The sequence below is a fragment of the Arthrobacter paludis genome, from assembly GCF_056782315.1.
In genome coordinates this window covers 76,605-100,341 of sequence record NZ_JBXAEW010000014.1, presented here as the reverse complement: position 1 = coordinate 100,341, position 23,737 = coordinate 76,605, and the positions used below count along the sequence as shown (strand labels likewise).

Here is a 23,737-nt window from a genome sequence, read left to right as displayed (position 1 = left end):
CCCGGGGGCGGTCCTACTCCGCCGGCTGCGGCTCGGCCCCGCCGGCAGGTTCCGTCTCCTCCGGCGGCGCGAGCGAAGCGGCGACGGCAGCCGCCGAGTGCTCCTGCGCGTGGATGGTGGACGCGATCGCGTCGAAGGCCTGCAGCGTCGAGAAGAGCTTCGCCGCGTCCTGCGGCAGCGGCCACGCCGAGAGCTTCACGCCCACGATGCCGGCGGTGCGGTTGATGTAGATCATCTGCCCGTGGATGCCCAGGCACAGGGCCACGTTGTTCCCGGGGTACGGGAACCACACCTGGTTGCGGTACATACCGCCCGGCATCCGGTTGTCGCCGGGGCTTTCCGCGAACGCCTCCCGCGAGTCGGGCCCGCCGGCGAAGGTGTCCGCGATCCAGCCGGGGCCCACGACGCGCTCGCCGGTCAGCGAGACGCCCTCGTTCAGGAACAGGGAGCCGAACCGGGCCAGGTCGCGCATCGCCGCGTTGATGCCGCCGTCGAACATCCCGGCGCCCTCCGAGTCGACGGCGATCCGCGCCTCGTGCTCGGCGCCCAGCTTCGACCACAGGACCTCGGACATCAGCTCCGACATGCGCCGGCCCGCGGCCACCTCGCACACCCAGCCCAGCGCGTCCGTCTCGCACGACCGGTACTCGAACGGACCGCCGTGCGGGCGCTTCTGCTCGAGCGAGGCCAGGAACTCGTACATCGTGTCCGGCAGCGCGTGGTTGCGCCGCGGCGCCCACCCGATGACCTGCTCGAGCTGGCGGACCTCGGCGTTCGGGTCCAGGTACTCCTCCGAGTACCGGATCCCCGAGCGCATGTCGAGCAGGTCCCGCACGGTCGCCTGCCCGTAGCCGGTGCCCACGAGTTCGGGGATGTACGACTCGAGCGTGCGGTGCGTGTCGAGGGTCCCGGCCTCCACCAGCACGCCGGCCACCATGCCGACGAGGGACTTACTCACGGACATCAGCAGGTGCGAGGAGTCCGGCCGCAGTTCCTTGCAGTAGTGCTCGGCCAGGATCTTGCCGTCGTGCAGGACCATCCACCCGTCGGTGTCCGTCGTCATCATGACGTCCGAGACCGTGCGCGGGCCGCCCAGGTCCGGCAGCGGGACGACGATCGCCTCGAGCCCGGCCGGGGCCGGATTCAGGTCCGCGACGGGACCATCCCCCCGGCCGATCGGCTCCGTCGGCAGGAAGTCCGCCATGTGCTGGAACGTCCATCCCAGATACGGAGCGGTCTGCCAGTTCTCCAGGTCCATGCCCAGGGGCAGCCCGTTGTACGCCAGGGCCGGCACGCCGCCGACCTTCCCGTCCGCCGCCGCGAGCCGGTCAAACCATTCAGTCACTGAGCCTCCGCCGTGGGCACCTCTTTTGGGTCCGAAGGCGCCTCCAGGGCCACGCCAGCGAACTCGGCGCGCACGGAGTCGATGAAGTCCAGCGCCCGGATGCTGAGCCCGGTGCCGCCCCGCGACGAATCCACCTGAAGGCGACCCTTCGTGACGAGAATACCCAAGTCACCGCCCTTCCACCGATAGTCGCCGGGACCGTACACGCGCAGGAAGAACGCCTCGCCCTCGTCCTGGAGCAGGTGCCAGTCCAGGGTCGGCTGGCGGAAGACCAGCGTGCCGTTCATGTCGAAGCCGTACATGCCGGTCCGCGGCGCCGCGATGAGCTGCTCGAGGATGGGGTCCGTCTCCTTGATGATCATCTGGGACCACACGTCGTCGCAGGCGAGTTCCTCCCAGCGCTCGTTGATCTCGTCGACGTCGAGCTGGAACTCGACGCCCATGAACTCGAGCAGGTGGAACAGGAACAGCGGCACGTCCGCGTACGCGCCGGCGGTGACGTTGGTGATGGCCGAGGCGCCGGAGATGCGCGGGTTCAGCTCCCCGAGGTACACCTCGTCGCTGTCCGTGTCGATGAGCAGGTCGACCTCGAAGAAGCCCCGGTACCCCTCCTCGCGCAGGCGGTCGCCGAGGCGGCGCACCAGCCGCATGGCCTTGGCCCGCTGCTCGCCCTCGAGCACGTGCGGGTGCATCTCGTTGCCGCACCAGCCGCCGCGGTACGGGGTCAGCTCGGCGTAGCCGGCCAGCTCGGTCATGAACGGGCCGACGACGGTGCCGCACCGGGTCAGGACGGCCTCGACCGCGACCGGCCGGTTGTTGATCCGGCGCATTACCTTCACGTCCTCGCCGACGATCTGGGTCGAGTGCTGGTCCCAGTCCTCCTCGCTGGAGATGAAGAACGTCGTCTTGCCGGAGTCCCCGTACGGGGTCTGGACGACGAGGTCCTGCCCCAGGCCGGCGCGTGCGGCCTCCCGGCGCAGCTCCTCCCAGTCGCCGACGCGGGTCAGGACGTTCGGCACGCTCGGGGCGCCGGCCTCGTTGCCCAGGCGCGTGGTGACGATCTTCGAGTCCAGGTGCTCGCGCAGGGCCGCCGGGGGCAGGATGAGGTCGTAGCCGAGCTCCTCGCAGATCCGCTCGGTGCGCTCGTCGAAGAAGACCATGACGATCTTGGGGCGGGCGCCCTTCGGGGTGAGCCGGGCGATGTGGGCCCGGACCTCGGGGTGGCGCAGGAGCCAGTTGTTGATCGCCTCGCCGCTCTCGAACTCCGTGTAGGGCTTCCGGGACGGGGTGAACAGGCGCGGGTGGGCGCCGTCCCAGGCGTCGTAGTAGGAGATGTAGGAGAAGTTCCGCACCCAGCGGTCGAGTCCGAGCAGGTTGAACGGCGTCGCACCCAGGAAGAACACCGGCGTGTTGTTGGTCCGGAAGAAGTGGCGGACCTCGGAGATGTTCCGCAGGGGGTGCCGGACCGGCGCGCTCGCCGGCGCGGAGTAGGCCGCGTCGGTGCCGACGCTGATCTCGCGGACCTCGACGGTCTGGGCGGGCTCGGTGGGGGCGGCCACCGTGGGCAGGTGCGCTGCGGCGACGGCGGCGACCGTCCCCGCCGTGCGGTCGGCGGTCGCGTGGGCCGCGGAGCGCGAGCCAGCGGCGGTGTGCGGGGTCGTGGGGCGGGTCTTGCGCGGGCGGCGTTTCTTGCTCATGGAGACGAGTGACCTCGGGGTGCTGGCGGAACACGGACGGATGCGAGTCGCCGTCGGGGCTGGCCGACGGCACGTACGCCGGACACGGTGGTGGTGGTCACGGCGGTGTGATTCACGCGACAACTCCAACACAAACCGTTGGACCAAAGGTGTACGCGAGCTGGCCAAAAGTCGTCCTGAGGTGGGGTTTTACAAGACGCAAGCCATATAAGCCGCTGTCGGGGGCCACTTACCGACGGTAGGTTCGCCGCTCTTGACAGCCGTCACAATCTGACACAGGCGGGGAACGGGAACTGTTGACCCGTGCCGCGCCCCGGTGCAGGGTGGCCACATGGCGGTGGAGGCGGCCACTGATAGCCTTGGCCTAGGTTTCCCGTTCCGCGCGCACGGCGGACGGTTCGGCCGGCGCTCTCCCGTGGCCCGGCCCCTTCCCACCCCGGCGGGAAAGGCGGCGGAAGCGCCGCCGTCGTGCGGCCCGCCGCCAGCAGAGAACGGAACACATGACCAAACGGCATGCCCGCAAGAACCCGCCCTCCCTCGAGAAGGGGGCGCTGCGCGTCATCGCGCTCGGCGGCCTGGGCGAAATCGGCCGCAACATGACCGTCTACGAGTACAACGGCAAGCTGTTGATCGTGGACTGCGGCGTGCTCTTCCCTGAGGAGCAGCACCCGGGCGTGGACCTGATCCTGCCCGACTTCACCTACCTCAAGGACCGGTGGCAGGACGTCGTGGGCCTGGTGCTCACGCACGGCCACGAGGACCACATCGGCGGCGTCCCGTACCTGCTCAAGGAGGCCGGGGACATCCCGGTGATCTCCGCGAAGCTCACGCTGGCGTTCCTGAAGACCAAGCTCGCCGAGCACCGGGTCAAGGCCAAGATGGTGCAGGTCAAGGAGGGCGACCACCGCAAGTTCGGGCCGTTCGACGTCGAGTTCCTGGCCGTGAACCACTCGATCCCGGACGGGATGGCCGTCGCCATCCGCACCCCGGCCGGGCTGGTCCTGCACACCGGCGACTTCAAGATGGACCAGTTCCCGCTGGACCGCCGCATCACCGACCTGGCCGGCTTCGCGCGCCTGGGCGAGGAGGGCGTGGACCTGTTCCTGCCCGACTCCACCAACGCCGAGGTCCCCGGGTTCATGGCCGCCGAGGCGGACCTGAACCCGGCCATCGACAACGTCATGCGCACCGCCCCGCGCCGGGTCATCGTCTCCAGCTTCGCCTCGCACGTGCACCGCATCCAGCAGGTCATCGACGCCGCGCAGAAGTACGGGCGCAAGGTCGCGTTCGTGGGCCGGTCGATGGTGCGCAACATGGGCACGGCCCGCGAGCTGGGCTACCTGAAGATCCCGCGCGGGATGCTGGTGGACGCCAAGGAGCTCGAGAAGATGCCCCCGACGAAGGCCGTGCTGATCTGCACGGGCTCCCAGGGCGAGCCGATGGCGGCCCTGGCGCGCATGGCGGCCGGGGACCACGCCATCGACCTCACCGAGGGCGACACCGTGCTGCTGGCCTCCTCGCTGGTGCCGGGCAACGAGACGTCGATCTACCGCCTGATCAACGACCTGACGAAGCAGGGCGCGAACGTCGTCCACAAGGGCAACGCCAAGGTGCACGTCTCCGGCCACGCCTCCGCGGGCGAGCTCGTCTACTGCTACAACCTGGTCCGCCCGAAGAACGTGTTCCCCGTCCACGGCGAGCACCGCCACCTGAAGGCGAACGCCGACCTCGCGATCCGGACCGGCGTGGACCCGAAGAAGGCGCTCATCGGCGAGGACGGCACCGCCGTCGACCTCAAGGACGGGGTCGCGCGGATCGTCGGCAGCGTCCCGGCGAACTACGTGTACGTCGAGGACATGGTGCCCGGCGCCGCCACGGAGGAGTCGCTCCAGGACCGCATCCGCCTGGCCGAGGACGGCGCCGTCACGGTGCTGCTGCTCGTCAACCCGGACACGGGCAAGCTCGAGGAGGACCCGGAGTTCTTCCCGGCCGGCTTCAACCCGACCGACCGGGACCTGGACAGGGCCACGGGCGTCGTCGAGAAGACCCTCGAGAAGCAGAAGGACAAGACCGGCCCCGGCGCCGAGCGCGCGATCTCCGAGGCGCTGGTGCGCTGGTCCGACCGCACGCTGCGCCGCCGCCCCGTCACGACGGTCATCATCGTCGAGTCGTAGCCGCTCCGGCACCGTGGGGGCCGCCGCCGCACCCGTCCGGGTGGGCGGCGGCCCTTGCGCTGTGGGCCTTGCGCTGTGGCCCGCACGCGGCGGGAACGTGAACATTCGGAGACATCGCGTCACCTTCGCGCCCGGTGCCGCACCCGGGGCCTCCGCCCGGTTAGCGTGCAGCTATGACTCTTGCCCAGTTGACCGACCCGACCGCTGTGCTGCGAGCGATCGACGAGTTCGAGCAGATCGGCCGCCAGGCGTTCCTCGACCGCTATGGATTCGGCCGCGCCAAGGGATGGATCGAGCTCGGGGGCCGGCACTACGAGGCGAAGGCGGTCGCGGCCGCCGCCCACTGGTACCAGCACGGCGTCCCGCTGGAGGCCGCGGGATTCCCGGCCGGCCCGAAGGCCCTGCCCGCGAAGTTCGCCGAGCTCGGCTTCCCCCTGGCCGCGCCGGAGGCGGCGGCGGAGTTGTCGGGGCCGCGCCCCGCGGGCTGGGTGCTGCTGTGGGACCCGGACGTGTGGGACTGGTCCGCCGAGCGGGAGCGCCTGCTCGCCGGGATCCACTCCGACGGCGTCGCGTTCTCGCCGTGGGGGACCGGTGCCCAGCGCGGATTGCGTCTGGACGACCGCGTCTTCCTGGTCCGGGTGGGCCGGCAGCCGGCCGCCGTCGTCGCCTCCGGCACCGTCGTCGGGGGCGTCGTGGAGGTGCCCGGGTGGAACGGGCAGCCCTGGGCGTACGCCGACGTCGCCTGGGGGCGCGTCGCGCCCGACGGCGGCGAACTGCCGCTCGAGCGGCTGGCCGAGGTGGCGCCCGGGGCCGCGGAGGCGTTCGGCGGCGCCGAGGCGTGGCTGCCCCCGACGGCGGCCGCCGACTGGCAGCGCGCCTGGGACGGCCACGCCGCGGAGGCCGCGCCCGTGCCCGGGGCCCTGGCGCAGCGGGACCTGGCGGTGCTGGCCCGGCGCGCATGCGCCCGGCGCCGGTTCCGCAACCTGCTGCTGTCGCGGCGGCCGAACCGGTGCGTCCTGTGCGGGCACGACGACGCGGCGGCCCTGGAGCCGGTGCGGCTGGTTGCGCCGCTGCGCGGCGGCGCGGACACGGTCGAGAACGGGCGCCTGCTCTGCGTCCACCACGCCAGCGCGTACGACGCCGGCGTCTTCGGCGCGGAGGCGCTGCGGGCTGCGGACGCGCCCGCGGTGCCTGCCCCGGCGGCGCTCCCGGCGGGGATTCCGGCCGCGCTGTAGCCCCGGCCTCCGCGAGCGGCCGGAGCGGCGGCTACCGCGCGGCGGTCGGGGAGGGCTGGTGGGGCCCCTCCGGCCCGGCAGGAGCGTCGGCCGCGGATTCCACCGGGCGCAGCACGTGGTCCAGCGTGGCCAGGGTCCGGGCGCGGTCCAGGACGCCGGCGTGCAGGTCGAGCTGGATGCTGGCGTAGATCCGCCAGACCGTCCACGCGAAGGCCTCCACGTCGAGCCCCGCGTCCACGCGTCCGGACGCCTGGCCCTCGCGCACGTGCTCGGCGACGGCGCGGACGAACATCTCCTGGTCCTCGGCGATGCGCCGGCGGATCTGGGGGTCCTGCTGGCCCCGCTCGGCGGACTGGGTCGCCGTCATGCACGCCAGGTGGCGGTCCCCGATGCGGCGGCCCGCCATGCCGGCCTCGATGACCGCGCGGATCCCGTGGGGCGGGCGGTGGGACGACATGAGGCCGAGGAAGCCCTCGGTCCCGGTCGCCCGGAAGTGGTCGTAGGCGGCCAGGTAGAGGGCGTGCTTGTCCCCGAAGCCGGCGTAGAGGCTGCTCTTGCTCAGTCCCGTGGCCTCGAGGAGCAGGGACATCGAGGCGCCCTCGTAGCCGTGCTGGATGAACGCGGAGGCGGCGCGTTCGAGGACATCGGTGCGGTCGTATTCGGGCTTGCGGGGCACGGGGTTGCGGCTCCTTGGTGTGGGCATCGGGTGGATGCCCCGGGACGCCCTGTCGCGCGACGTGCGGAGGCACCCCGACCTGGGTCGAGGGGTGCGCGCCGACGTGGAAGTGCGGCAGGCCAAAGCCCGGGGAGGTTTGGCCCGCCGCACGCTTAATGCGGATCGGGGGAGCCCGGTCCGAAAGCCTGGGAACCGACGGAACCGCTCCGGTGTCGCCCGGGGCGGTCTGTGCCCTGTCGGTTGAATATGGACCGTTCGGTCCGAGACGAGGATAACCCCTGCTGGCCCACGGAGGCTAGTCGACCCGTCTCCGCCGGAGGGCGCGGAGGCCCAGGGGCCGGGCCAAATGACGGAACCGTGGCCTAGATTGGTGGGACAAGTCACATCTGCGACACCAGGGGGGAAACCATGCAGTTCTCGGAGCGGCTCGCCGCCTTGTCGGCGAAAGTCCGGCAGCAGCGGGGCAACATCGAGACCGAGGAAGCAACGAAGAACGCCTTCGTCATGCCGTTCATCTCGACCATCCTCGGCTATGACGTCTTCAATCCGCTCGAGGTGATTCCGGAATTCACCGCCGACGTGGGCGTCAAGAAGGGGGAGAAGATCGATTACGCCATTGTTCGGGATGGCGACGTGCAGATGCTGATCGAGTGCAAGCGGTCCATCGGCGCACTCAAGGTCGAGCACGCATCCCAGTTGTTCCGCTACTTCGCCACAACGAATGCCCGCATTGCTGTCCTCACGAACGGCGAGGTCTACCAGTTCTTCACGGACCTCGATGCGCCGAACCGGATGGACGCGAAGCCGTTCCTGATCCTGGACCTGAACGACATCGACGACACGCTCATCCCGGAGCTCATGAAGCTGTCCAAGGAGTCGTTCGACCTTGATTCGATCATCAGCGCGGCCGAGGAGCTCAAGTACATCGGCGCCCTCAAGCGCGCCATTGGGGCGCAGTTCCAGTCGCCGGAGGACGACTGGGTCAAGTTCCTGACGGCCAAGGTCTACGAGGGGGCGTTTACGCAGCGCATCCGGGAGCAGTTCACGGGCCTCGTCGCCAAGGCGACGCGGCAGTACCTCAATGACCAGGTCAACGACCGGATCAAGGCGGCCCTTGGGGAGGCGGTCCCCGCGGCCGCGACAGAGGAGGACCTGGCCGCGGCGGTGACGAGCGAGCCCGTCGCTGAAGGAGACCTCTTGGAGAACGGGATCGAGACGACCCTGGAGGAACTCGAGGGGTTCCACATCGTGCGGGCGATCGTCTGCGGCCAAGTGAAGCCACAGCGGGTCGTCCACCGGGACGCGAAGACGTACTTCGCGGTCCTCCTGGACGACAACAACCGCAAACCGATCGCCCGGCTCCACTTCAACCGCAGCCAGAAGTACATCGGGATCTTCGACGCCGACAAGGTGGAGACCCGCCATCCCATCGCGGGGCTGGATGAGATCTACGACCATGCGGAGAAGCTGCGCGAGACCGTGCTCGGCTACGAGGGCGCGAAGCAGCCCGTCGGCTGACCGTCGCCACGGGTGGGGCGGCCCCGTCCTGCGGCGGGGCCGGCCTCACCCGCGGTTTTCCGGCGCGTAGAGCTCGCGCGCGAGCTCCAGCATGGCCGCGGCCGCCCGGGAGGGGCGCACGCCGTCGGGCCAGACCAGCGAAACGCCCACGCGGCGCACGGGTGGGGACAGGGGGCGGACGGCGAGCGGCCGCCCCTCGTAGCTGACGTCGGCCGCCGGCTGCTGCGCCAGGATCGCGTACCCCATCCCGCGGGCGGCGAGCGACCGCGTCACCTCGTAGTCGGTGGTGCGGAACCGGACGGTCGGCTCGACGCCCGCGGTCGCGAACATCAGCATCGTGTTCTCCCGGCTGGGATTCACGTCGAGCAGGATCATCGGCTCGGGCCCCAATTGGTCGAAGGTCAGCTCCCGGTGGGCCGCGAGCGGGTGCCCGGGGGAGAGGACGACGGCGGGCGCCGCCGCGTAGAGCCGCTGCGAGCGGACCCCGTCCGGCAACCCCATGTCGTACAGGACCGCCACGTCCAGCTCGCCCGCCAGGACCCGGTCCTGGATCTGGTGCTGCGCGGCGCTCTGGAAGTCCAGCTCCACGAGGGGATGGCGCCGGGCGTACTCGTCGATCAGCCGGGCCAGCACGGTGGGCGCCAGCGAGAGGTAGCACCCCAGCGAGAGCGTCCCGCGCAGCTCGGCCCCGGCGTCGACCGCGTGCAGGCGCAGGTCCTCCGCCTGGTGCAGCAGCCCCCGGGCCTGCCCCAGCACGTACCGGCCGGACGGCGTGAGGCCGACCCCGTGGGCCTTGCGGCGGACCGTCAGTTGGGTGCCGAAGGAGCGCTCGAGCGCGTTGACGGCCCCCGAGACGGCGGAGGCCGAGAGGTGCAACTCCGCCGCCGCGGCCGCGATGCTCCCGCGTTCCGCCACGGCGACGAAGCACTCCAGCTGCCGTAGCGTGTAGCCCGCCATGCCAACACCTCTCTCAAACCGTGGATATAGCGCTCATTAAAGCGCTTTACCCGACTTTATGGTGCGGGCCACACTCGTTGCCATGACCACGATGCCGAACACCCGGGACAGTGCCGTCCGCGAGGCCCCGGTCGCCGACTGGGTGACGATCCCCGACCTCCACGCCAACCCGTACCCGATCTACGAGCGCCTGCGTGCGGAGGCCCCCGTCCACTGGGTCCCCGCCGTCAACCGCTACATGGCCGTCGGCTACGCGGCCTGCCACGCGATCGAGCAGGACGCCGACACGTTCACGGCCAACGAGGAGGGCTCGCTGATGAAGCGCTCCATGGGCCACTCGATGCTGCGCAAGGACGACCCGGAGCACAAGGTCGAGCGCGACTCCTATGGCTCCACCCTGCGCCCGGGCACCATCAAGAACACGTGGCTGGAGATCTTCGAGCGCAACCACCGCATCTCCCTGGACGGGCTGAAGGCCAAGGGCCCCGGCGCCGACTTCATCTGGGACTACGCGGCCCCCTACGCCGCCGAGAACCTGCGCCTGATCTGCGGATTCCACAACGCCACCCAGCAGGACCTGCAGCGCTGGAGCCAGACGATGATCGACGCGACCGGCAACTACGCCGACGACCCGGAGGTCTGGGCCAAGGGCGCGGCCTCCTCCGCCGAGGTCGACGCCGCGATCGACGAGATGATCCCGTACCTGCGCGAGCACCCGGACGCGTCCCTGCTCTCCGGCCTGTCCTCGATGCCGATACCGCTCGAGGCCATCCGCGCCAACCTCAAGATGACGATCGGCGGCGGCCTCAACGAGCCCCGGGACGTCCTGACCACCACGGCCTGGGCCCTGATGACCCACCGCGACCAGCTGGACGCCTGCGTGGAGAACCCGAGGCTCTGGGCCGCCGCGTTCGAGGAGTCCGTCCGCTGGGTCGCCCCGATCGGGATGTACCCGCGCCAGACCACCCGCGAGACCGTGCTCGAGGGGATCCGCCTGCCCGCCGGCGCCCGGATCGGCGTCAACCTCGGCGCCGCGAACCGCGACCCCGCCGTCTGGGACGACCCGGAGGCCTTCGACCTGCACCGCCCGAGGAAGCCGCACCTGGCCTTCGGCGGCGGCCAGCACTTCTGCGCCGGGGCCTGGGTCGGCCGGGCCTCCGTCGCGCAGATCGCCCTGCCGGGCGTGTTCGCCGAGCTGCCCGGCCTGCGCCTGGAGCCCGCGGACGCCGCCGTCGACTCCGGCTGGGTCTTCCGCGGCATGACCACGATGCCGGTCGCCTGGTAACCGGCCCCACCCCGTCCCCGAAGGAGCACCATCATGCCCACCATCACCTTTGCCCAGCCCGGCGGCGCCGTCCGCGAGGTCGAGGCCCCCGACGGCACCACGCTGATGCGCGCGGCCGTCACGAACGGCGTCGACGGGATTGTCGGCGAGTGCGGCGGCCAGGCCATGTGCGCCACGTGCCACGTGTACGTCCGTCCCGAGTACTCCGACGCCCTGCCGCCGGTGGGGGAGGACGAGGACGAGATGCTCGAGTGCACGACCGCCGAGCGGACCGAGCGCTCCCGGCTGGGCTGCCAGATCGCGGTCGGGCCGGACCTGCCCGCGGTCGCCGTCGACGTCCCCGCGGCCCAGGTGTAGCCGTGGGCGCGCACCAGCACGCCGGGGTCGTCATCGTCGGCGGCGGCCAGGCCGGGATCCAGGCCGCGGACTCGCTGCGTTCCGGCGGCTACGCCGGCCCCGTCACCGTCGTCGCGGCCGAGCGGGACCTGCCCTACCAGCGCCCGCCCCTGTCCAAGGACCACCTCGCCGGCGGGCAGGGCGCGGAGCCGCTGCCGCTGCGCGGCGCGGCGTTCTACGCCGAGAAGGGCATCGAGCTGCTCGCGGGCACCGCCGTCGTCGGCATCGACCGCGCCCGGCGCACCGTCGCGCTCGCCCCCGCGGACGACGGCGGCACCGTCACCCGCGACCTGCCCTACGAACACCTGATCCTCGCCATGGGTACCCGCAACCGGCAGCTGTCCTGCCCGGGGGCGCAGCTGCCGGGCGTGCACGGGCTGCGCACCCTCGCCGACGCCCGGGCCCTCTCGGCCGGGCTCGACGCGGCGCGGGACGTCGTCGTGGTCGGGGCGGGGTTCATCGGCCTCGAGTTCGCGGCCGCGGCCCGCCAGCGCGGAGCCCGCGTCACGGTCCTGGAGTACGCGCCGCGTCCGCTGGGCCGGGCCGTCACCGCGGCCACGGGGGAGTGGTTCGCCGCTGCCCACGGGATCGAGGGCACGGACCTGCGCTGCGGGGAGGGCATCGAGCGCTTCGAGGCCGGACCCGACGGCCGGGTCGCGGCCGCCGTCTCCACGACGGGTCAGCGCTACCGCGCGGACCTGGCGGTGGTGGGCGTCGGCGTCGTGCCGAACCAGGAGCTCGCCGCGGCCGCCGGCCTGGAAACGAATAACGGCGTCGTCGTCGACGGGCACCTGCGCACGTCCGATCCGGCGGTCCTGGCGATCGGGGACTGCGCCGCGTTCCCCAGCGCCCACGCCGGGACCCGGCTGCGCCTGGAGTCCGTGCAGAACGCCACCGACCAGGCCCGCCACGCCGCGGCCGTGATCCTGGCCGACGCCGGCCTCGGGCCCGGACCCGAGGCCGGGTACGCGGAGCTGCCCTGGTTCTGGTCCCACCAGGGCCGGAACCGGCTGCAGATCGCCGGGCTCTCCGCCCCCGGCGACGAGACCCTCGTGGCCGGCGACCCGGCCGGGGGCCGGTTCAGCGTCCTGTGCTACCGCGACGGCAGCCTCGTCGCCGTCGAGTCCGTCAACCAGGCCGCCGAGCACCTGGCCGCCCGGAAACTCCTCGCGGCCGGCACCACGCCGACCGCGGAAGAGGCCGCCGCGGACGGGTTCAGCCTCAAGGCCTGGGCCAAGCCGGCGCTCGCCGCCGCACCCGCCTGACCGAACGGATGGTCTGCGCGCACGTCCACCTCCCGTGCACGGCTGTCCACCTGTGCCTGCTGCCACGTCGATAGGTTGTGTCGCAACCCACCCTGTACTCTGCATCACCCACGTCTGGAGACCCGTGAGCACTACCCCTACCCAGACCGAGAGGGCCAACCAGCGCCGCGTCGCGCTGGCGACCATCATCGGCACCACTGTCGAGTGGTACGACTTCTTCATCTATGCCACGGCCGCGGGCCTGGTGTTCGCGCACCTGTTCTTCGAGCCGGCCGGCGAGTCGATCGGCCTGCTGCTGGCGTTCGCCTCCGTCGGCATCAGCTTCCTCTTCCGGCCCCTCGGCGCGTTCCTGGCCGGGCACTACGGGGACAGGATCGGCCGCCGCGCCATGCTGGTGATCACCCTGATCCTCATGGGTGCAGCGACCACGCTGATCGGCGTCCTGCCGACCTACGAGACCGCCGGCGTCGCGGCCCCGATCATGCTCCTGCTGCTGCGCATCCTGCAGGGCGTCTCCGCGGGCGGCGAGTGGGGCGGCGCGGTGCTCATGGCCGTCGAGCACGCCCCGCGCGACGGCCGCGGCCGCGCCGGCGCCTTCCCGCAGCTGGGCGTTCCGCTGGGCATGCTGCTCGCCGCCGGCATCACGGCGACCATGACCGGCTGGGTCGCCCCGGGCGAGGCGTTCCTGCAGTGGGGCTGGCGCGTGCCGTTCCTGCTCTCGATCGTGCTCATCGTCGTCGGCTACTTCGTGCGCCGCGCCGTGGACGAGTCCCCGGTGTTCCAGGAGATCGCCGAGGCCAAGCAGCAGTCCAAGGTCCCGGTCGTCGAGCTGTTCCGCCGCCACGGCCTGCTCGTGGTCGTCGCCGCCCTGGTGTTCGCCGGCAACAACGCGGCCGGGTACATGGCCACCGGCGGCTTCATCCCCAGCTATGCGACGTCCGACGCCGTCGGCCTCGAGCGCACCGACGTGCTGCTGGCCATCTCGTTCGGCGCGGCCATGTGGTTCGTGTTCACGGCCCTGGCCGGCCACCTCGCGGACCGGATCGGCCGGAAGCGCACGTACCAGATCGGCTTCTCGGCGCAGATCGTGGCGATCTTCCCGCTGTTCTGGATGATCAACACGGGCTCGCTGCCGATGCTCTACCTGGCCCTCGGCGTCTTCGCCTTCGGCCTGGGCCTGGGCTACGGCCCGCAGGCGGCCCTCTACTCGGAGCTGTTCCCGGCCTCCGTCCGCTTCTCCGGCGTCTCGATCTCCTACGCGCTGGGCGCGATCGTCGGCGGCGCGTTCGCCCCGACCATCGCCGCGGCCCTGGTCCAGGCCACGGGCGGGACGGACGCGGTGTCGCTGTACCTCATCGGGATGACCGTCCTGTCCCTGGTGGCCGTGTCCCTGGTCCGCGACCGCCGCGGGATCGACCTGTCGATCTCCAACCAGGCCGAGCAGGAGGTCGGCGCCCTGGTCTTCGACCGCCGCGTCCCGGCCGCCGCCGGATCCGCCACGGAGGCTGCCGCGCCCGAGCGCGTCTCCTAGCCACGGCTGCCTCCGCCGCCGGCCTGGAGGGCCGCGTTCCCCGCGGAGGAGGCCGCGCCGCGTGGCGCGAAGCACCCGGAGGGCCCGTCGTGTGACGGGCCCTCCGCGTCGTCCGGGCCCTCGTCGTCCCGGGTCATCCGTGTCGTCCCGGGCCCGGCCGGGCTACGCGCCGATCTCGGTGCGGACCGCGAACAGCTCCGGGAAGAACACCAGGTCCAGGGCCCGGCGCAGGAAGTCGACGCCCGACGAGCCGCCGGTGCCCGGCTTGAAGCCGATGATCCGCTGGACCGTGCGCAGGTGCCGGAACCGCCACGCCTGGAAGTTGTCCTCGACGTCCACCAGCGCCTCGCAGGCCTCGTAGAAGCCCCACGGGGCGGCCTCGGACTCGTACACCTCGCGGAAGACGGGCACCAGCTCGGGGTGCAGCGTCCACGGCTCGGTGACGTCGCGCTCCAGCACGGACGCCGGGACGGCGTAGCCGGCCCGGGCCAGGGCCCCGAGGAACGCGTCGTAGAGCGTCGGCTCGTTCAGCACCTCCTCGAGTTGCGCGCGGGCGGCCGGTTCCGCGTCGAACACGTCCAGCATCTTCGCGTTCTTGTTGCCGAGGATGAACTCGACGGCGCGGTACTGGTGCGACTGGAACCCGGAGGACGTGCCGAGGAAACCGCGGAACTGGGAGTACTCGCGCGGGGTCAGTGTCGAGAGCACCGACCACTGCTCGGTCAGGGTGCGCTGGACGGCCTTGACCCGGGCCAGGCACTTCAGGGCCGGACCGATCTGGTCCTCCGCGAAGTGGGTGCGGGCCTGCCGCAGCTCGTGCAGGACCAGCTTGAACCAGAGCTCGGAGGTCTGGTGCTGGATGATGAACAGCAGCTCGTCGGGGTGCTGGGGCTCGCTCAGGGGGTGCTGGGCGGACAGCAGCCGCTCGAGGTCGAGGTAGCCGCCGTACGTCAGGGACCCGGTGAGGTCCGTGTGCACGCCGGGCTCGAGGTCGCGGACTCCATCGGTCACGCTGGTCTCCTTGCGGGTTGTGGTGTGGGCCACGGTGGTGGCCCCACCACTTTAGGGCAGCAGCAGCCCCACCAGCTCCCGGCACCGCGCGTAGGCCGCCGTGCCGGGCGTGATGACGGCGAAGTGGTCGCCGTCGACCTCGTGCAGCTCGGCCGGGTCGCCCGCCGCCCGCGCCTTCGCGACGAACTCCTCGGACAGCGCGAACGGCACGTCCTCGTCGGTCCGCCCGTGGACCGCGTGGACGGGCACGCCGAACGGCAGCAGCCGCGACGGGTCCGCAGCCCACCAGGGGCCCGGCAGCTCCGTGAACGGCATGCCCATGAGGTTCTCCGCGGCCCCGCGCGAGAGGTTCCTCCGGGCCGCCGCGGCCAGCGAGAGGACGCCCGCCTGGGCGACGACCCCGGCCGGACGGACCGCCGGGTCCGCCCCCGGCGCTCCGGAGGGCAGGCGGTGCCGGGCGGCCGCCCACGCGGCGAGGTGCCCGCCCGCGGAATGGCCCAGCAGCACGGTCCGGTCCGGGGCCAGCCCGACGGCGGGGCCGACGCGCGCCAGGGCGTCGAGGCCCGCGGCCACGTCCTCGAACGTCTCCGGCCACCCTCCCGCGCCGGGCCGCCCGTCCGTCCCGGCGCGCCGGTACTCCAGGTTCCACGCCGCGAACCCGTGGGCGGCCAGGTCGGCGGCGGCGGGGGCGCCGAGGTCCGCCGTGTAGGCGTCGCGCCAGTACCCGCCGTGGATCACGACGACGGCGCCGCGCGGAGGGCCCTCCGGCAGGTAGAGGTCGGCCCACTGGTCGGGGTGGTCGCCGTAGGCGTGCCGGACCGGGGCGGGGAGGGAAGTCATGGCCCCGAGGGTACCGGTGCGGCCGCGGCCTCCCGCACCACGACCTCGCCGGTGGCCGTCGTGTCCTCCCGGAGCATCCACCCCATCCGCTTGTGCGTGCGGACCCCGACGTCGGACTCGACGATCTGCACGCCGGGCGCGGCGGCCGCCAGCCCCGCCTCGAGGTCGGTGATCTCCCCGGGCGTGCGCAGCCACAGGAAGAACGTCAGGTTCGTGTCCCCGGTCGTCGAGGCGCACAGGCGCAGTGTCCGGAACGTCCGCAGGAACGCCACCGCGGCCTCGAGCTGGGCCGGAGGGACGCGCACGTACCACTGGCACGCCACCGGATAGCCCGAATACTCCTGCGCCAGCTCGCAGCGCAGCGCCACGAGTCCGGTCTCGACGGCCTGGCGCAGGTGCCGCGCCGCCGTCGTCGGGTGGGTGCCGGTGGCCGCCGCGATCTCCGCGGCGCCGGCCCGCCCGTCCCGCGCGAGGGCCGCGAGGAGCCGGTCCGCGTGCGGGACCGTGGCCGGCGGGCGCCCCGCCGCCACGTGCAGGGCCGCGACGCGACGCTGCTGCTCCGGGGACAGGACGTCGAGCCGCCAGTTGTTGCCCACGGCGTAGAGCCGCGTCGCCAGCGTGACCTGGGTGCGCAGGATCGCCGGATCGGCCCGCACCAGCGGCAGGACGACCTGCGTGAGCTGACGCCAGTCGGTCGTGAGGACCGTGAGCCGGACGTCCCAGGCGCGGGCGGCCTCCTCGACGGTGCCGACCTCGGGGATGGCGCACAGCCGGGCGATGGCCTCCGCCCGGCGGCCGGGCCGGCACTCGACGCCGATGAACGCCGCGTACCCCTGCGTCCCCGCGGTCCCGAGGTGCCCGGTCACCCACGCGCGGCCGTCGGAGCGCAGCCGGTCCCAGCGCGAGGCGAGCGTGGTCGGATGGCGCCCGAGGGCGGCGCCGAGCTGCGTCCACGTCGCGCGCGGCGCGATCTGCAGGGCGTGGACCAGCTCGAGGTCGTCGGCGGGCAGCTCCATGCAGGATCCTTCGGTTTTAGGGGCGGCGGATGCGTGTTTCCCACAATATCGCGCGCTAGTGATCTCCGTCACGCGACCTTGGAGGGGCCCGCCGGCCCGACGCCGGACCCCACCGAAAGGACGGCCCCGTGGCCCTGCCCGCCTCGTCAGCAGATCTCACCGTCTCCCTCCGGGACGACGCCCGCGCCCTGGCCGGCGACGTCGCCGACCTGCGGCACCGCCTCCACCGCGAACCGGAGATCGGCCTGGACCTGCCGCGCACCCAGGAGAAGGTCCTCGCCGCCCTCGACGGCCTCGGGTACGAGGTGTCCACCGGCACGGACACGACCTCCGTCACGGCGGTCCTGCGCGGCACCGCGGCCGCGGCCCGGGCGGAGGACGACGGCGGCGCCCGGCCCGTGGTCCTGCTGCGCGGGGACATGGACGCGCTGCCGGTCCAGGAGAAGACCGGCCTGGACTACGCGTCCCGCGTCGGGGGGACCATGCACGCCTGCGGCCACGACCTGCACTCGTCCATGCTCGTCGGCGCAGCCCACCTGCTCGCCGGGCGCCGCGACCAGCTGGCCGGCGACGTCGTGCTGATGTTCCAGCCGGGGGAGGAGGGCTTCGACGGGGCCGGGGTGATGCTCCGCGAGGGCGTCCTCGACGCGGCCGGCCCGCGCCCCGACGCCGCATACGGCCTCCATGTGATGAGCGCGATGGCCGAGGGCGGCACGGTCCTGTCCCGGGCCGGCGCCGCCATGAGCTCCTCGGACGGCCTGTTCGTGACGGTGCACGGCGCCGGCGGCCACGGCTCCGCCCCCTACCTGGCGAAGGACCCGGTGACGGTCGCCGCCGAGATGGTCACCGCGCTGCAGGCGATGGTCACCCGCCAGTTCGACGTGTTCGACCCCGTCGTCGTCACCGTCGGCGTCCTCCAGGCCGGCACGAAGCGGAACATCATCCCCGAGGGCGCCCGCTTCGAGGCGACCATCCGCTCCTTCTCCCCGGAGGCCAAGGCCCGGCTGAAGGCGTCGGTGCCGCGCCTGCTCGAGTCCATTGCCGCCGGCCACGGGCTCACCGCCACCGTCGAGTACCTCGAGGAGTACCCGCTGACCGTCAACGACGGGGCCGAGTCGGCGTTCGCGCGCCGCGCGGTCGACGAGCTGTTCGGCGGGGAGCGCTACCGCGAGCTCGCCCACCCGCTCGCCGGGTCGGAGGACTTCTCCCGCGTCCTCGAGGAGGTCCCCGGGGCCTTCCTGTTCCTCTCCGCCGTCCCGGAGGGCACCGACCACGCCACGGCGGCCTACAACCACTCGCCGTACGCGGTGTTCGACGACGCCGTCCTGCCCGACGGGACCGCCCTCTACGCCCGGCTGGCGCTCGAGCGCCTCGCCGCGCACCCCTAACCGGCCCGGCGGCCCGCAGATACCGACCGCATCCCCAGCCGATCCCACCCACTCCGCCCCACCACCGACCAGGAGCACCCATGTCCACCACCCGCATCCCAGCCCCCGCCCCGGCCGGCGCGGCGGCCGCGCCCCGGCGCAACGGCGTCGCCAAGACCCTCGTCGGCACCGGCGCCGGCAACGCCGTCGAATGGTACGACTGGGCCGTCTACGCGACGTTCGCCTCGTTCATCTCCGGCCAGCTGTTCAGCAAGTCCGACCCCTCCAGCGCCTTCCTGGCCACGCTCGCGATCTTCGCGGTCGGCTTCGTGGCCCGGCCGTTCGGCGGGTTCGTGTTCGGCTGGATCGGCGACCGCATGGGGCGCAAGACCTCGATGACCCTGTGCGTGGGCCTGGCCTCCCTGGGGTCCCTGGCGATCGGCCTGACGCCCACGTACGAGTCGATCGGGGCCGGGGCGTCCCTGATGCTGCTCGTCGCCCGCCTGGTCCAGGGACTGGCCCACGGCGGCGAGCTGCCCAGCGCGCAGACCTACCTCTCCGAGATGGCCCCGGCCTCCCGCCGCGGCTACTGGTCCTCGCTGATCTACGTGTCCGGCACGGTCGGCATCCTCTTCGGGACGCTGCTGGGGGCCGTGCTCTCGACGGTCCTGGCCGAGACGCAGATGGCCGCCTTCGGCTGGCGGATCCCGTTCATCCTCGGCGCCGTGTTCGGGCTCGTGGCCCTGCTGATGCGCTCCCGGATGGACGAGTCGGAGGTCTTCGAGGCCGAGAAGGCCGCCGGGCAGGCTCCGGCCGTCGCGCACGACGCCGTCGTCGCCGGGGACCCGGCCCCAGCCCGCGGCGGGCTGTTCAGGGACCTGGCCCGCCACTGGCGCCAGGCCCTGCAGGTGATCGGACTGACCGTGGGCATGACGGTCGTCTACTACGTCTGGGGCGTCTCCACCCCGGCCTACGCCATCAACGTCCTCGGGATCGACCCGGCCGGGGCCCTGTGGGCCGGCGTGTGCGCCAACCTCGTCTTCATCGTGGCCCTGCCGCTGTGGGGCCGCCTGTCCGACCGGATCGGCCGGAAGCCGGTCATGGTGATCGCCGCCGTGGGCGCCGCGGCCCTGTTCTTCCCGGCGACGTGGTTCGTCCGCGACGCCGCCTGGCAGCTGGGCGCGGCGATGGCGGCCATGCTGGTCTTCATCGCGGCCTCGGCCTCGATCGTCCCGGCGGTGTACGCCGAGCTGTTCCCGACGTCGGTGCGCACCATCGGCGTGGCCGTCCCGTACGCGCTCTGCGTGGCGGCCTTCGGAGGCACGGCGGCCTACCTGCAGGCGGGCTTCGGGGCCTGGTTCGGCGCGGCCGGCAGCACGTACTTCGGCCTCTACACCGTCGCGCTGCTGCTGGTCAGCGCCGCGACCGTGTTCGGCCTGCGGGAGTCCAAGGGCCTGCCCCTCGGGGACCGCTAGGCGCCCTGCGCCGACCCGCCCACCCGACAGCGCCGGCCCCCCACCCGACAGCGCCCGACGCGCCCCCGTTCCGCCCCGCGGACCGGGGGCGCGTCACACTCGCGGGCCGCGGCGGCGCTCCTCCCTAGGATGTGGGCGTGAGCCACACCGATATCACGGTGGCCCTGCGCTGGTCCGACCAGGACGCGAACGGCCACCTGAACAACGCCCGGATCGTCACCCTCATGGAGGAGGCCCGCGTCCGCTGGACCCGCGCCCAGCCGGACCTGTCCGCGTTCAGCGGCGGGATCGTGGTGGCCTCGCTGACCGTGGACTACCTCGCGCAGGCGGACTACCGGCCGGAGCTGGTCGTCGCCGTCGGGGTCGAGCGCATCGGCACGAAGTCGTTCACGGTGCGGCACATCGGCTACCAGGACGGGAAGGCGGTGTTCGACGGCCACACCGTCGTCGTCCCCCTCGGCGACGACGGGCGCCGCTCGCGCCCCCTGAGCGACCCGGAGCGCGCCGTCCTCGAGGCGAACCGCTTCGCCGACGGGACCACCCCGTGACCGGGACGGGAGAAGAGGACCGCAGGGACGGCCGGATCGAGAACGGGCCCTACCCGGTCCGCGACTACCGCGGCTTCCACGGGGTGGCGCGGGAGCGGGCCAGCGAGTCGGTCCCGGCGTGGCCTGCGGAGCGGCGGGCCCCGGCCGGAGCCCCGAACGTCGTCGTCGTCCTCGTCGACGACCTGGGCTTCAGCGACATCGGGCCCTTCGGGTCCGAGATCGACACCCCCGCCGTCGACGCCCTGGCCGAGTCCGGGTACCGGCTGTCGAACTACCAGTCCGCGCCCCTCTGCGCGCCGGCCCGCGCGGCGCTGCTGACCGGGCTGAACCCGCACCGGGTCGGGTTCGGGTCCGTGCCGCACATCGACCCCGGCTACCCGGGCGCCGCCATGGAGCTGCCCGAGGACGTGCCGACAATCGCCGAGTCGTTCCGCGCCGGCGGCTACGCGACGTTCATGGTCGGCAAGTGGCACCTGACCCCGGAGGCCCGGATGCACGACGGCGCCGACCGCTCCTCCTGGCCGTGCCAGCGCGGCTTCGACCGCTACTACGGCTGCCTCGACGGATTCACGAACCTGTTCGCGCCGCACCGCCTGCTCCGCGACAACAGCCAGGTGGTCCGCGACGCCTACCCGGACGACTACTACCTCACGGACGACCTCACCGACGAGGCGGTCTCCATGGTCCGCTCCCTGCGCGCCAACGACCCCGACAAGCCGTTCTTCCTCTACTTCGCGCACGCCGCCGTGCACGGCCCCGTCGGCGCCAAGCCCGGGGACCTCGAGAAGTACCGGGGCCGCTACGAGGCCGGGTGGGACCACATCCGCTCCGAGCGCTTCAGGCGGCAGGTCGCCAGCGGGCTCTTCGGCGCGGACACCGAGTGCGCGCCGCCGAACACGGAGCCGGGCGCCGCCGTCGTCCCCTGGGACGGGCTGGCGCCGGAGCAGCGCGAGCTCTTCGCGCGCTACATGGAGGCGTACGCCGCCGCCGTCGACAACGTCGACCAGAACCTGGCGCGCCTGCTGGACGCACTGCGGGAGCTGGGGGAGTACGAGAACACGATCGTCGTGTTCACCTCCGACAACGGAGGCACCGGCGAGGGCGGCCCCGACGGCACCCGCAGCTACTTCAGCCACTTCGGCGCCAGCTACCTGCAGGGGCTGCCGGGCGACTGGGAGCACGACGTCCCGCGCGATCCGGAGCTGGTCGGCGGGCCGCGGTCCACCATCCACTACCCGCGCGGTTGGGCCCAGGCGTCCAACACCCCGTTCCGGCTCTACAAGACCCACACGTACGCGGGCGGGGTGCGGGTGCCGCTGGTGCTCTCGTGGCCCGCCGGGTTGCCGCGCGCGGCCGGCGACGACGGCGTCCGCGGCCAGTTCGCGCACGTCGTGGACCTCGGCACGACGCTGCTGTCGCTGGCCGGCGTCGCCCCGCTGGCCCAGCGGCACGGCCGGCCGGCGCGGGAGCGCGACGGCGTCGACTTCTCCGCCTGGCTGCGCGACCCGGCCACCCCGGCGGCCCGCACGGAGCAGTACTCGGAGTTCTTCGGCCGCCGCGCCCTGGTGCGCGGGGGCTGGAAGGCGCTGACCCCGACGCGCGGCGGGGCGGACTGGCGGGAGGACGACTGGGAGCTCTACGACCTGGCCCAGGACCCGACCGAGCTGCGCAACGTCGCGGCCGAGCACCCGGCGGTCCTCGCCGGGATGGCCGAGCGGTTCCGGGCGCTCGGCTGGCACAACCAGGTGTTCCCGATGAACGACGACGGGTCCATGAACCGGGTCCGGCCCGCGACGGAGCGGCGGCTCGAGCGGCCGGTCACGCTCTTCCCGTTCACGCCGACGCTGGAGCGGTACCGGTCCCTGAAGCTGGTCAAGCTGCGCAGCTTCACCGTGGACGTCTCGCTGGAGTACCGGATCGGCGACGCCGGCGTGCTCGTGGCCCACGGCGACCAGGGCGGCGGGTACGTCCTGTGGGTCGAGGACGGGGCGCTGCGCTTCGGCTACAACCAGTACGGGACGATGCGGCGGGCCGAGGCGCCGCTGCCGGAGGGTGCGGCGTCCGTCGTGCTGTCCTTCGACGTCCTGCCCGACTACGCCTGGCGGATCACGGCCGAGGTCGACGGCGTGGAGGCGTTCACCCTGGAGCGGGTCCTGCAGCTGACCGCGTACGCGCCCTTCACGGGGATCAGCGTCGGGCTGGACCGGGGCGGCCCGGTCGACTGGGAGCTCTCCCGGCGCCACGGGGCGTTCCGCTACACCGGCACGCTGCGCCGGGTGCGCTACGTGCCCGGCCCGCCGGCGCCGTACTCGGTGGAGGAGATCGTGGAGCTGGACCGCGAGGCGACGCGGGTCTACGAGTAGCGGCGGCGGGCCGCGGGTCCTACCGGGCCGCGACCGTCCGGAACCCGGTGTTCCCGCTGGCCGAGTCCGGAGTGTTCCGGGACCGGGCGGCGACCCGGTAGCGGTTGCAGTAGGACTCGTGGCACAGGTACGAGCCCCCGCGCATGACCCGGCCGTCCCCAATGGTCGGGCCGGCGGGGTCCTCCGCGGGGGAATTGCGGTAGTACTTGGGCATGAACCAGTCGGCGCACCACTCCCAGACGTTCCCGGCCATCTCGTGGAGCCCGAACCCGTTGGCCGGGAAGGACCCCACCGGCGCGGTCCCCACGTGGCCGTCGGCGGCGGTGTTCCGGGTGGGGAACTCGCCCTGCCAGATGTTGCACCGGTGCCCGCCGGCGGGCTCCAGCTCGTCGCCCCACGCGTAGCGGCGCCCCTCGAGCCCGCCGCGGGCGGCGTACTCCCACTGGGCCTCCGTGGGCAGCGCGCGGCCCGCCCACGCGCAGTAGGCCTGGGCGTCGTTCCAGGACACCTGCACCACGGGGTGGTCGGGGGCGTCGCGCCAGTCGGAGCGGGGCCCGGCCGGGTGCGCCCAGTCGGCCCCGCGGACCGTGAGCCACCAGGGCACGCCCTCGGCGCGCTGGAGGACGTCCGCGGCGTCGGCCCGGACCAGGAGGTGGAATACGGCGGAGTACCCGAACAGCTCCGACTCCGTGCGGTAGCCGGTGGCCGCGGCGAACCGGGCGAACTCCGCGTTGGTCACCGCGGTGGCGTCCATGCTGAAGCCCGAGATCCTCACGCGGTGCACGGGCACCTCCCCGTCGGCCGGGTACCCCTCGCCGAAGTGGTCGCCCATCCCGAACTCCCCGCCGGGGACCGCCACCTCGGGGACCAGCCGCGCGCCGCCGGCCGGGACCGGCGAAGACCGGGCGGGGCGGGCAGCGGCGCCGGCGGACGCGGCGTGCGGCTCCGCGGGGCGGCCTGGCGGCTGGCAGCAGGTCATCGGCTCTCCTGGCGACGGGGTTTCCCAGCATACCGAGCGCCGCCGTCGTGCTTTGATGG

Annotated in this window: 19 protein-coding genes; 11 read left to right on the top strand and 8 right to left on the bottom strand. The window is 72.9% G+C overall.

Features of this window, described 5'->3' with window-relative positions:
- Positions 1-13: 13 nt before the first annotated feature.
- Both AC1Q5D_RS13090 and AC1Q5D_RS13085 read right to left on the bottom strand, forming a co-directional pair.
- Positions 14-1,345, bottom strand: coding sequence for a serine hydrolase domain-containing protein (locus AC1Q5D_RS13090; RefSeq protein WP_481738899.1), 1,332 nt, complete (start codon positions 1,343-1,345; stop codon positions 14-16).
- A complete protein-coding gene (locus AC1Q5D_RS13085) occupies positions 1,342-3,042 on the bottom strand; it encodes a biotin carboxylase (RefSeq protein ID WP_481738898.1) in 1,701 nt (566 codons plus the stop codon). Before AC1Q5D_RS13085 ends, AC1Q5D_RS13090 begins: the two co-directional genes overlap by 4 nt.
- A 500-nt stretch (positions 3,043-3,542) precedes the next feature.
- On the opposite strand from AC1Q5D_RS13085, the gene AC1Q5D_RS13080 reads away from it, so the two are divergent.
- Complete coding sequence (locus AC1Q5D_RS13080) at positions 3,543-5,216, top strand: ribonuclease J (protein ID WP_481738897.1); 1,674 nt, start codon at positions 3,543-3,545, stop codon at positions 5,214-5,216.
- A 173-nt stretch (positions 5,217-5,389) separates the two neighbouring features.
- The gene (locus tag AC1Q5D_RS13075; protein ID WP_481738896.1) at positions 5,390-6,451 is read left to right on the top strand and encodes a ScoMcrA-related endonuclease; all 1,062 of its coding nucleotides are present in this window, start codon (positions 5,390-5,392) and stop codon (positions 6,449-6,451) included.
- A 31-nt stretch (positions 6,452-6,482) separates the two neighbouring features.
- Here the strand turns inward: AC1Q5D_RS13075 and AC1Q5D_RS13070 are convergent, their stop codons facing one another.
- Positions 6,483-7,127, bottom strand: coding sequence for a TetR/AcrR family transcriptional regulator (locus AC1Q5D_RS13070; RefSeq protein WP_481738895.1), 645 nt, complete (start codon positions 7,125-7,127; stop codon positions 6,483-6,485).
- Between the two features lie 408 nt (positions 7,128-7,535).
- On the opposite strand from AC1Q5D_RS13070, the gene AC1Q5D_RS13065 reads away from it, so the two are divergent.
- Entirely contained in the window at positions 7,536-8,645 is a 1,110-nt protein-coding gene (locus AC1Q5D_RS13065) for a type I restriction endonuclease (RefSeq protein WP_481738894.1), read from the top strand.
- Positions 8,646-8,690: 45 nt separating this feature from the next.
- Here the strand turns inward: AC1Q5D_RS13065 and AC1Q5D_RS13060 are convergent, their stop codons facing one another.
- Entirely contained in the window at positions 8,691-9,602 is a 912-nt protein-coding gene (locus AC1Q5D_RS13060) for a LysR substrate-binding domain-containing protein (protein WP_481738893.1), read from the bottom strand.
- A gap of 82 nt (positions 9,603-9,684) precedes the next feature.
- On the opposite strand from AC1Q5D_RS13060, the gene AC1Q5D_RS13055 reads away from it, so the two are divergent.
- The 4 genes from AC1Q5D_RS13055 to AC1Q5D_RS13040 all read left to right on the top strand — a co-directional run bounded on the left by AC1Q5D_RS13055 (position 9,685) and on the right by AC1Q5D_RS13040 (position 14,079).
- The gene (locus AC1Q5D_RS13055; RefSeq protein WP_481738892.1) at positions 9,685-10,887 is read left to right on the top strand and encodes a cytochrome P450; all 1,203 of its coding nucleotides are present in this window, start codon (positions 9,685-9,687) and stop codon (positions 10,885-10,887) included.
- 33 nt (positions 10,888-10,920) lie between these two features.
- On the top strand, positions 10,921-11,244 hold the full coding sequence (locus tag AC1Q5D_RS13050) for a 2Fe-2S iron-sulfur cluster-binding protein (RefSeq protein ID WP_481738891.1): 324 nt from the start codon (positions 10,921-10,923) through the stop codon (positions 11,242-11,244).
- Between the two features lie 2 nt (positions 11,245-11,246).
- Positions 11,247-12,548, top strand: coding sequence for an NAD(P)/FAD-dependent oxidoreductase (locus AC1Q5D_RS13045; RefSeq protein WP_481738890.1), 1,302 nt, complete (start codon positions 11,247-11,249; stop codon positions 12,546-12,548).
- Between the two features lie 124 nt (positions 12,549-12,672).
- A complete protein-coding gene (locus AC1Q5D_RS13040) occupies positions 12,673-14,079 on the top strand; it encodes an MFS transporter (protein WP_481738889.1) in 1,407 nt (468 codons plus the stop codon).
- A gap of 162 nt (positions 14,080-14,241) precedes the next feature.
- Here the strand turns inward: AC1Q5D_RS13040 and AC1Q5D_RS13035 are convergent, their stop codons facing one another.
- Genes AC1Q5D_RS13035 through AC1Q5D_RS13025 form a run of 3 tightly spaced genes read right to left on the bottom strand, consistent with a single transcriptional unit; the run spans position 14,242 to position 16,946 of the window.
- Positions 14,242-15,090, bottom strand: a complete 849-nt coding sequence (locus tag AC1Q5D_RS13035) for a tryptophan 2,3-dioxygenase (protein ID WP_481738888.1) — start codon at positions 15,088-15,090, stop codon at positions 14,242-14,244.
- 51 nt (positions 15,091-15,141) lie between these two features.
- A complete protein-coding gene (locus AC1Q5D_RS13030; RefSeq protein WP_481738887.1) occupies positions 15,142-15,930 on the bottom strand; it encodes an alpha/beta hydrolase in 789 nt (262 codons plus the stop codon).
- Positions 15,927-16,946 carry an AsnC family transcriptional regulator gene (locus AC1Q5D_RS13025; RefSeq protein ID WP_481738886.1) on the bottom strand — a complete coding sequence of 340 codons (1,020 nt, stop codon included), beginning with the start codon at positions 16,944-16,946 and terminating at the stop codon, positions 15,927-15,929. Before AC1Q5D_RS13025 ends, AC1Q5D_RS13030 begins: the two co-directional genes overlap by 4 nt.
- A 134-nt stretch (positions 16,947-17,080) precedes the next feature.
- On the opposite strand from AC1Q5D_RS13025, the gene AC1Q5D_RS13020 reads away from it, so the two are divergent.
- The 4 genes from AC1Q5D_RS13020 to AC1Q5D_RS13005 all read left to right on the top strand — a co-directional run bounded on the left by AC1Q5D_RS13020 (position 17,081) and on the right by AC1Q5D_RS13005 (position 22,699).
- Entirely contained in the window at positions 17,081-18,334 is a 1,254-nt protein-coding gene (locus tag AC1Q5D_RS13020; protein ID WP_481738915.1) for a M20 metallopeptidase family protein, read from the top strand.
- Between the two features lie 80 nt (positions 18,335-18,414).
- Positions 18,415-19,788, top strand: a complete 1,374-nt coding sequence (locus tag AC1Q5D_RS13015) for an MFS transporter (RefSeq protein WP_481738885.1) — start codon at positions 18,415-18,417, stop codon at positions 19,786-19,788.
- Positions 19,789-19,925: 137 nt separating this feature from the next.
- Positions 19,926-20,336 (top strand): acyl-CoA thioesterase, encoded by a 411-nt coding sequence (locus AC1Q5D_RS13010; RefSeq protein WP_481738884.1) that lies wholly within the window; start codon positions 19,926-19,928, stop codon positions 20,334-20,336.
- Positions 20,333-22,699: an arylsulfatase gene (locus AC1Q5D_RS13005; protein ID WP_481738883.1), complete on the top strand. Its 2,367-nt coding sequence runs from the start codon at positions 20,333-20,335 to the stop codon at positions 22,697-22,699. The genes AC1Q5D_RS13010 and AC1Q5D_RS13005 overlap by 4 nt, the downstream gene beginning before the upstream one ends.
- Positions 22,700-22,718: 19 nt before the next feature.
- On the opposite strand, the gene AC1Q5D_RS13000 is transcribed toward AC1Q5D_RS13005, so the two are convergent.
- A complete protein-coding gene (locus AC1Q5D_RS13000) occupies positions 22,719-23,678 on the bottom strand; it encodes a formylglycine-generating enzyme family protein (RefSeq protein ID WP_481738882.1) in 960 nt (319 codons plus the stop codon).
- Positions 23,679-23,737 lie beyond the last annotated feature (59 nt).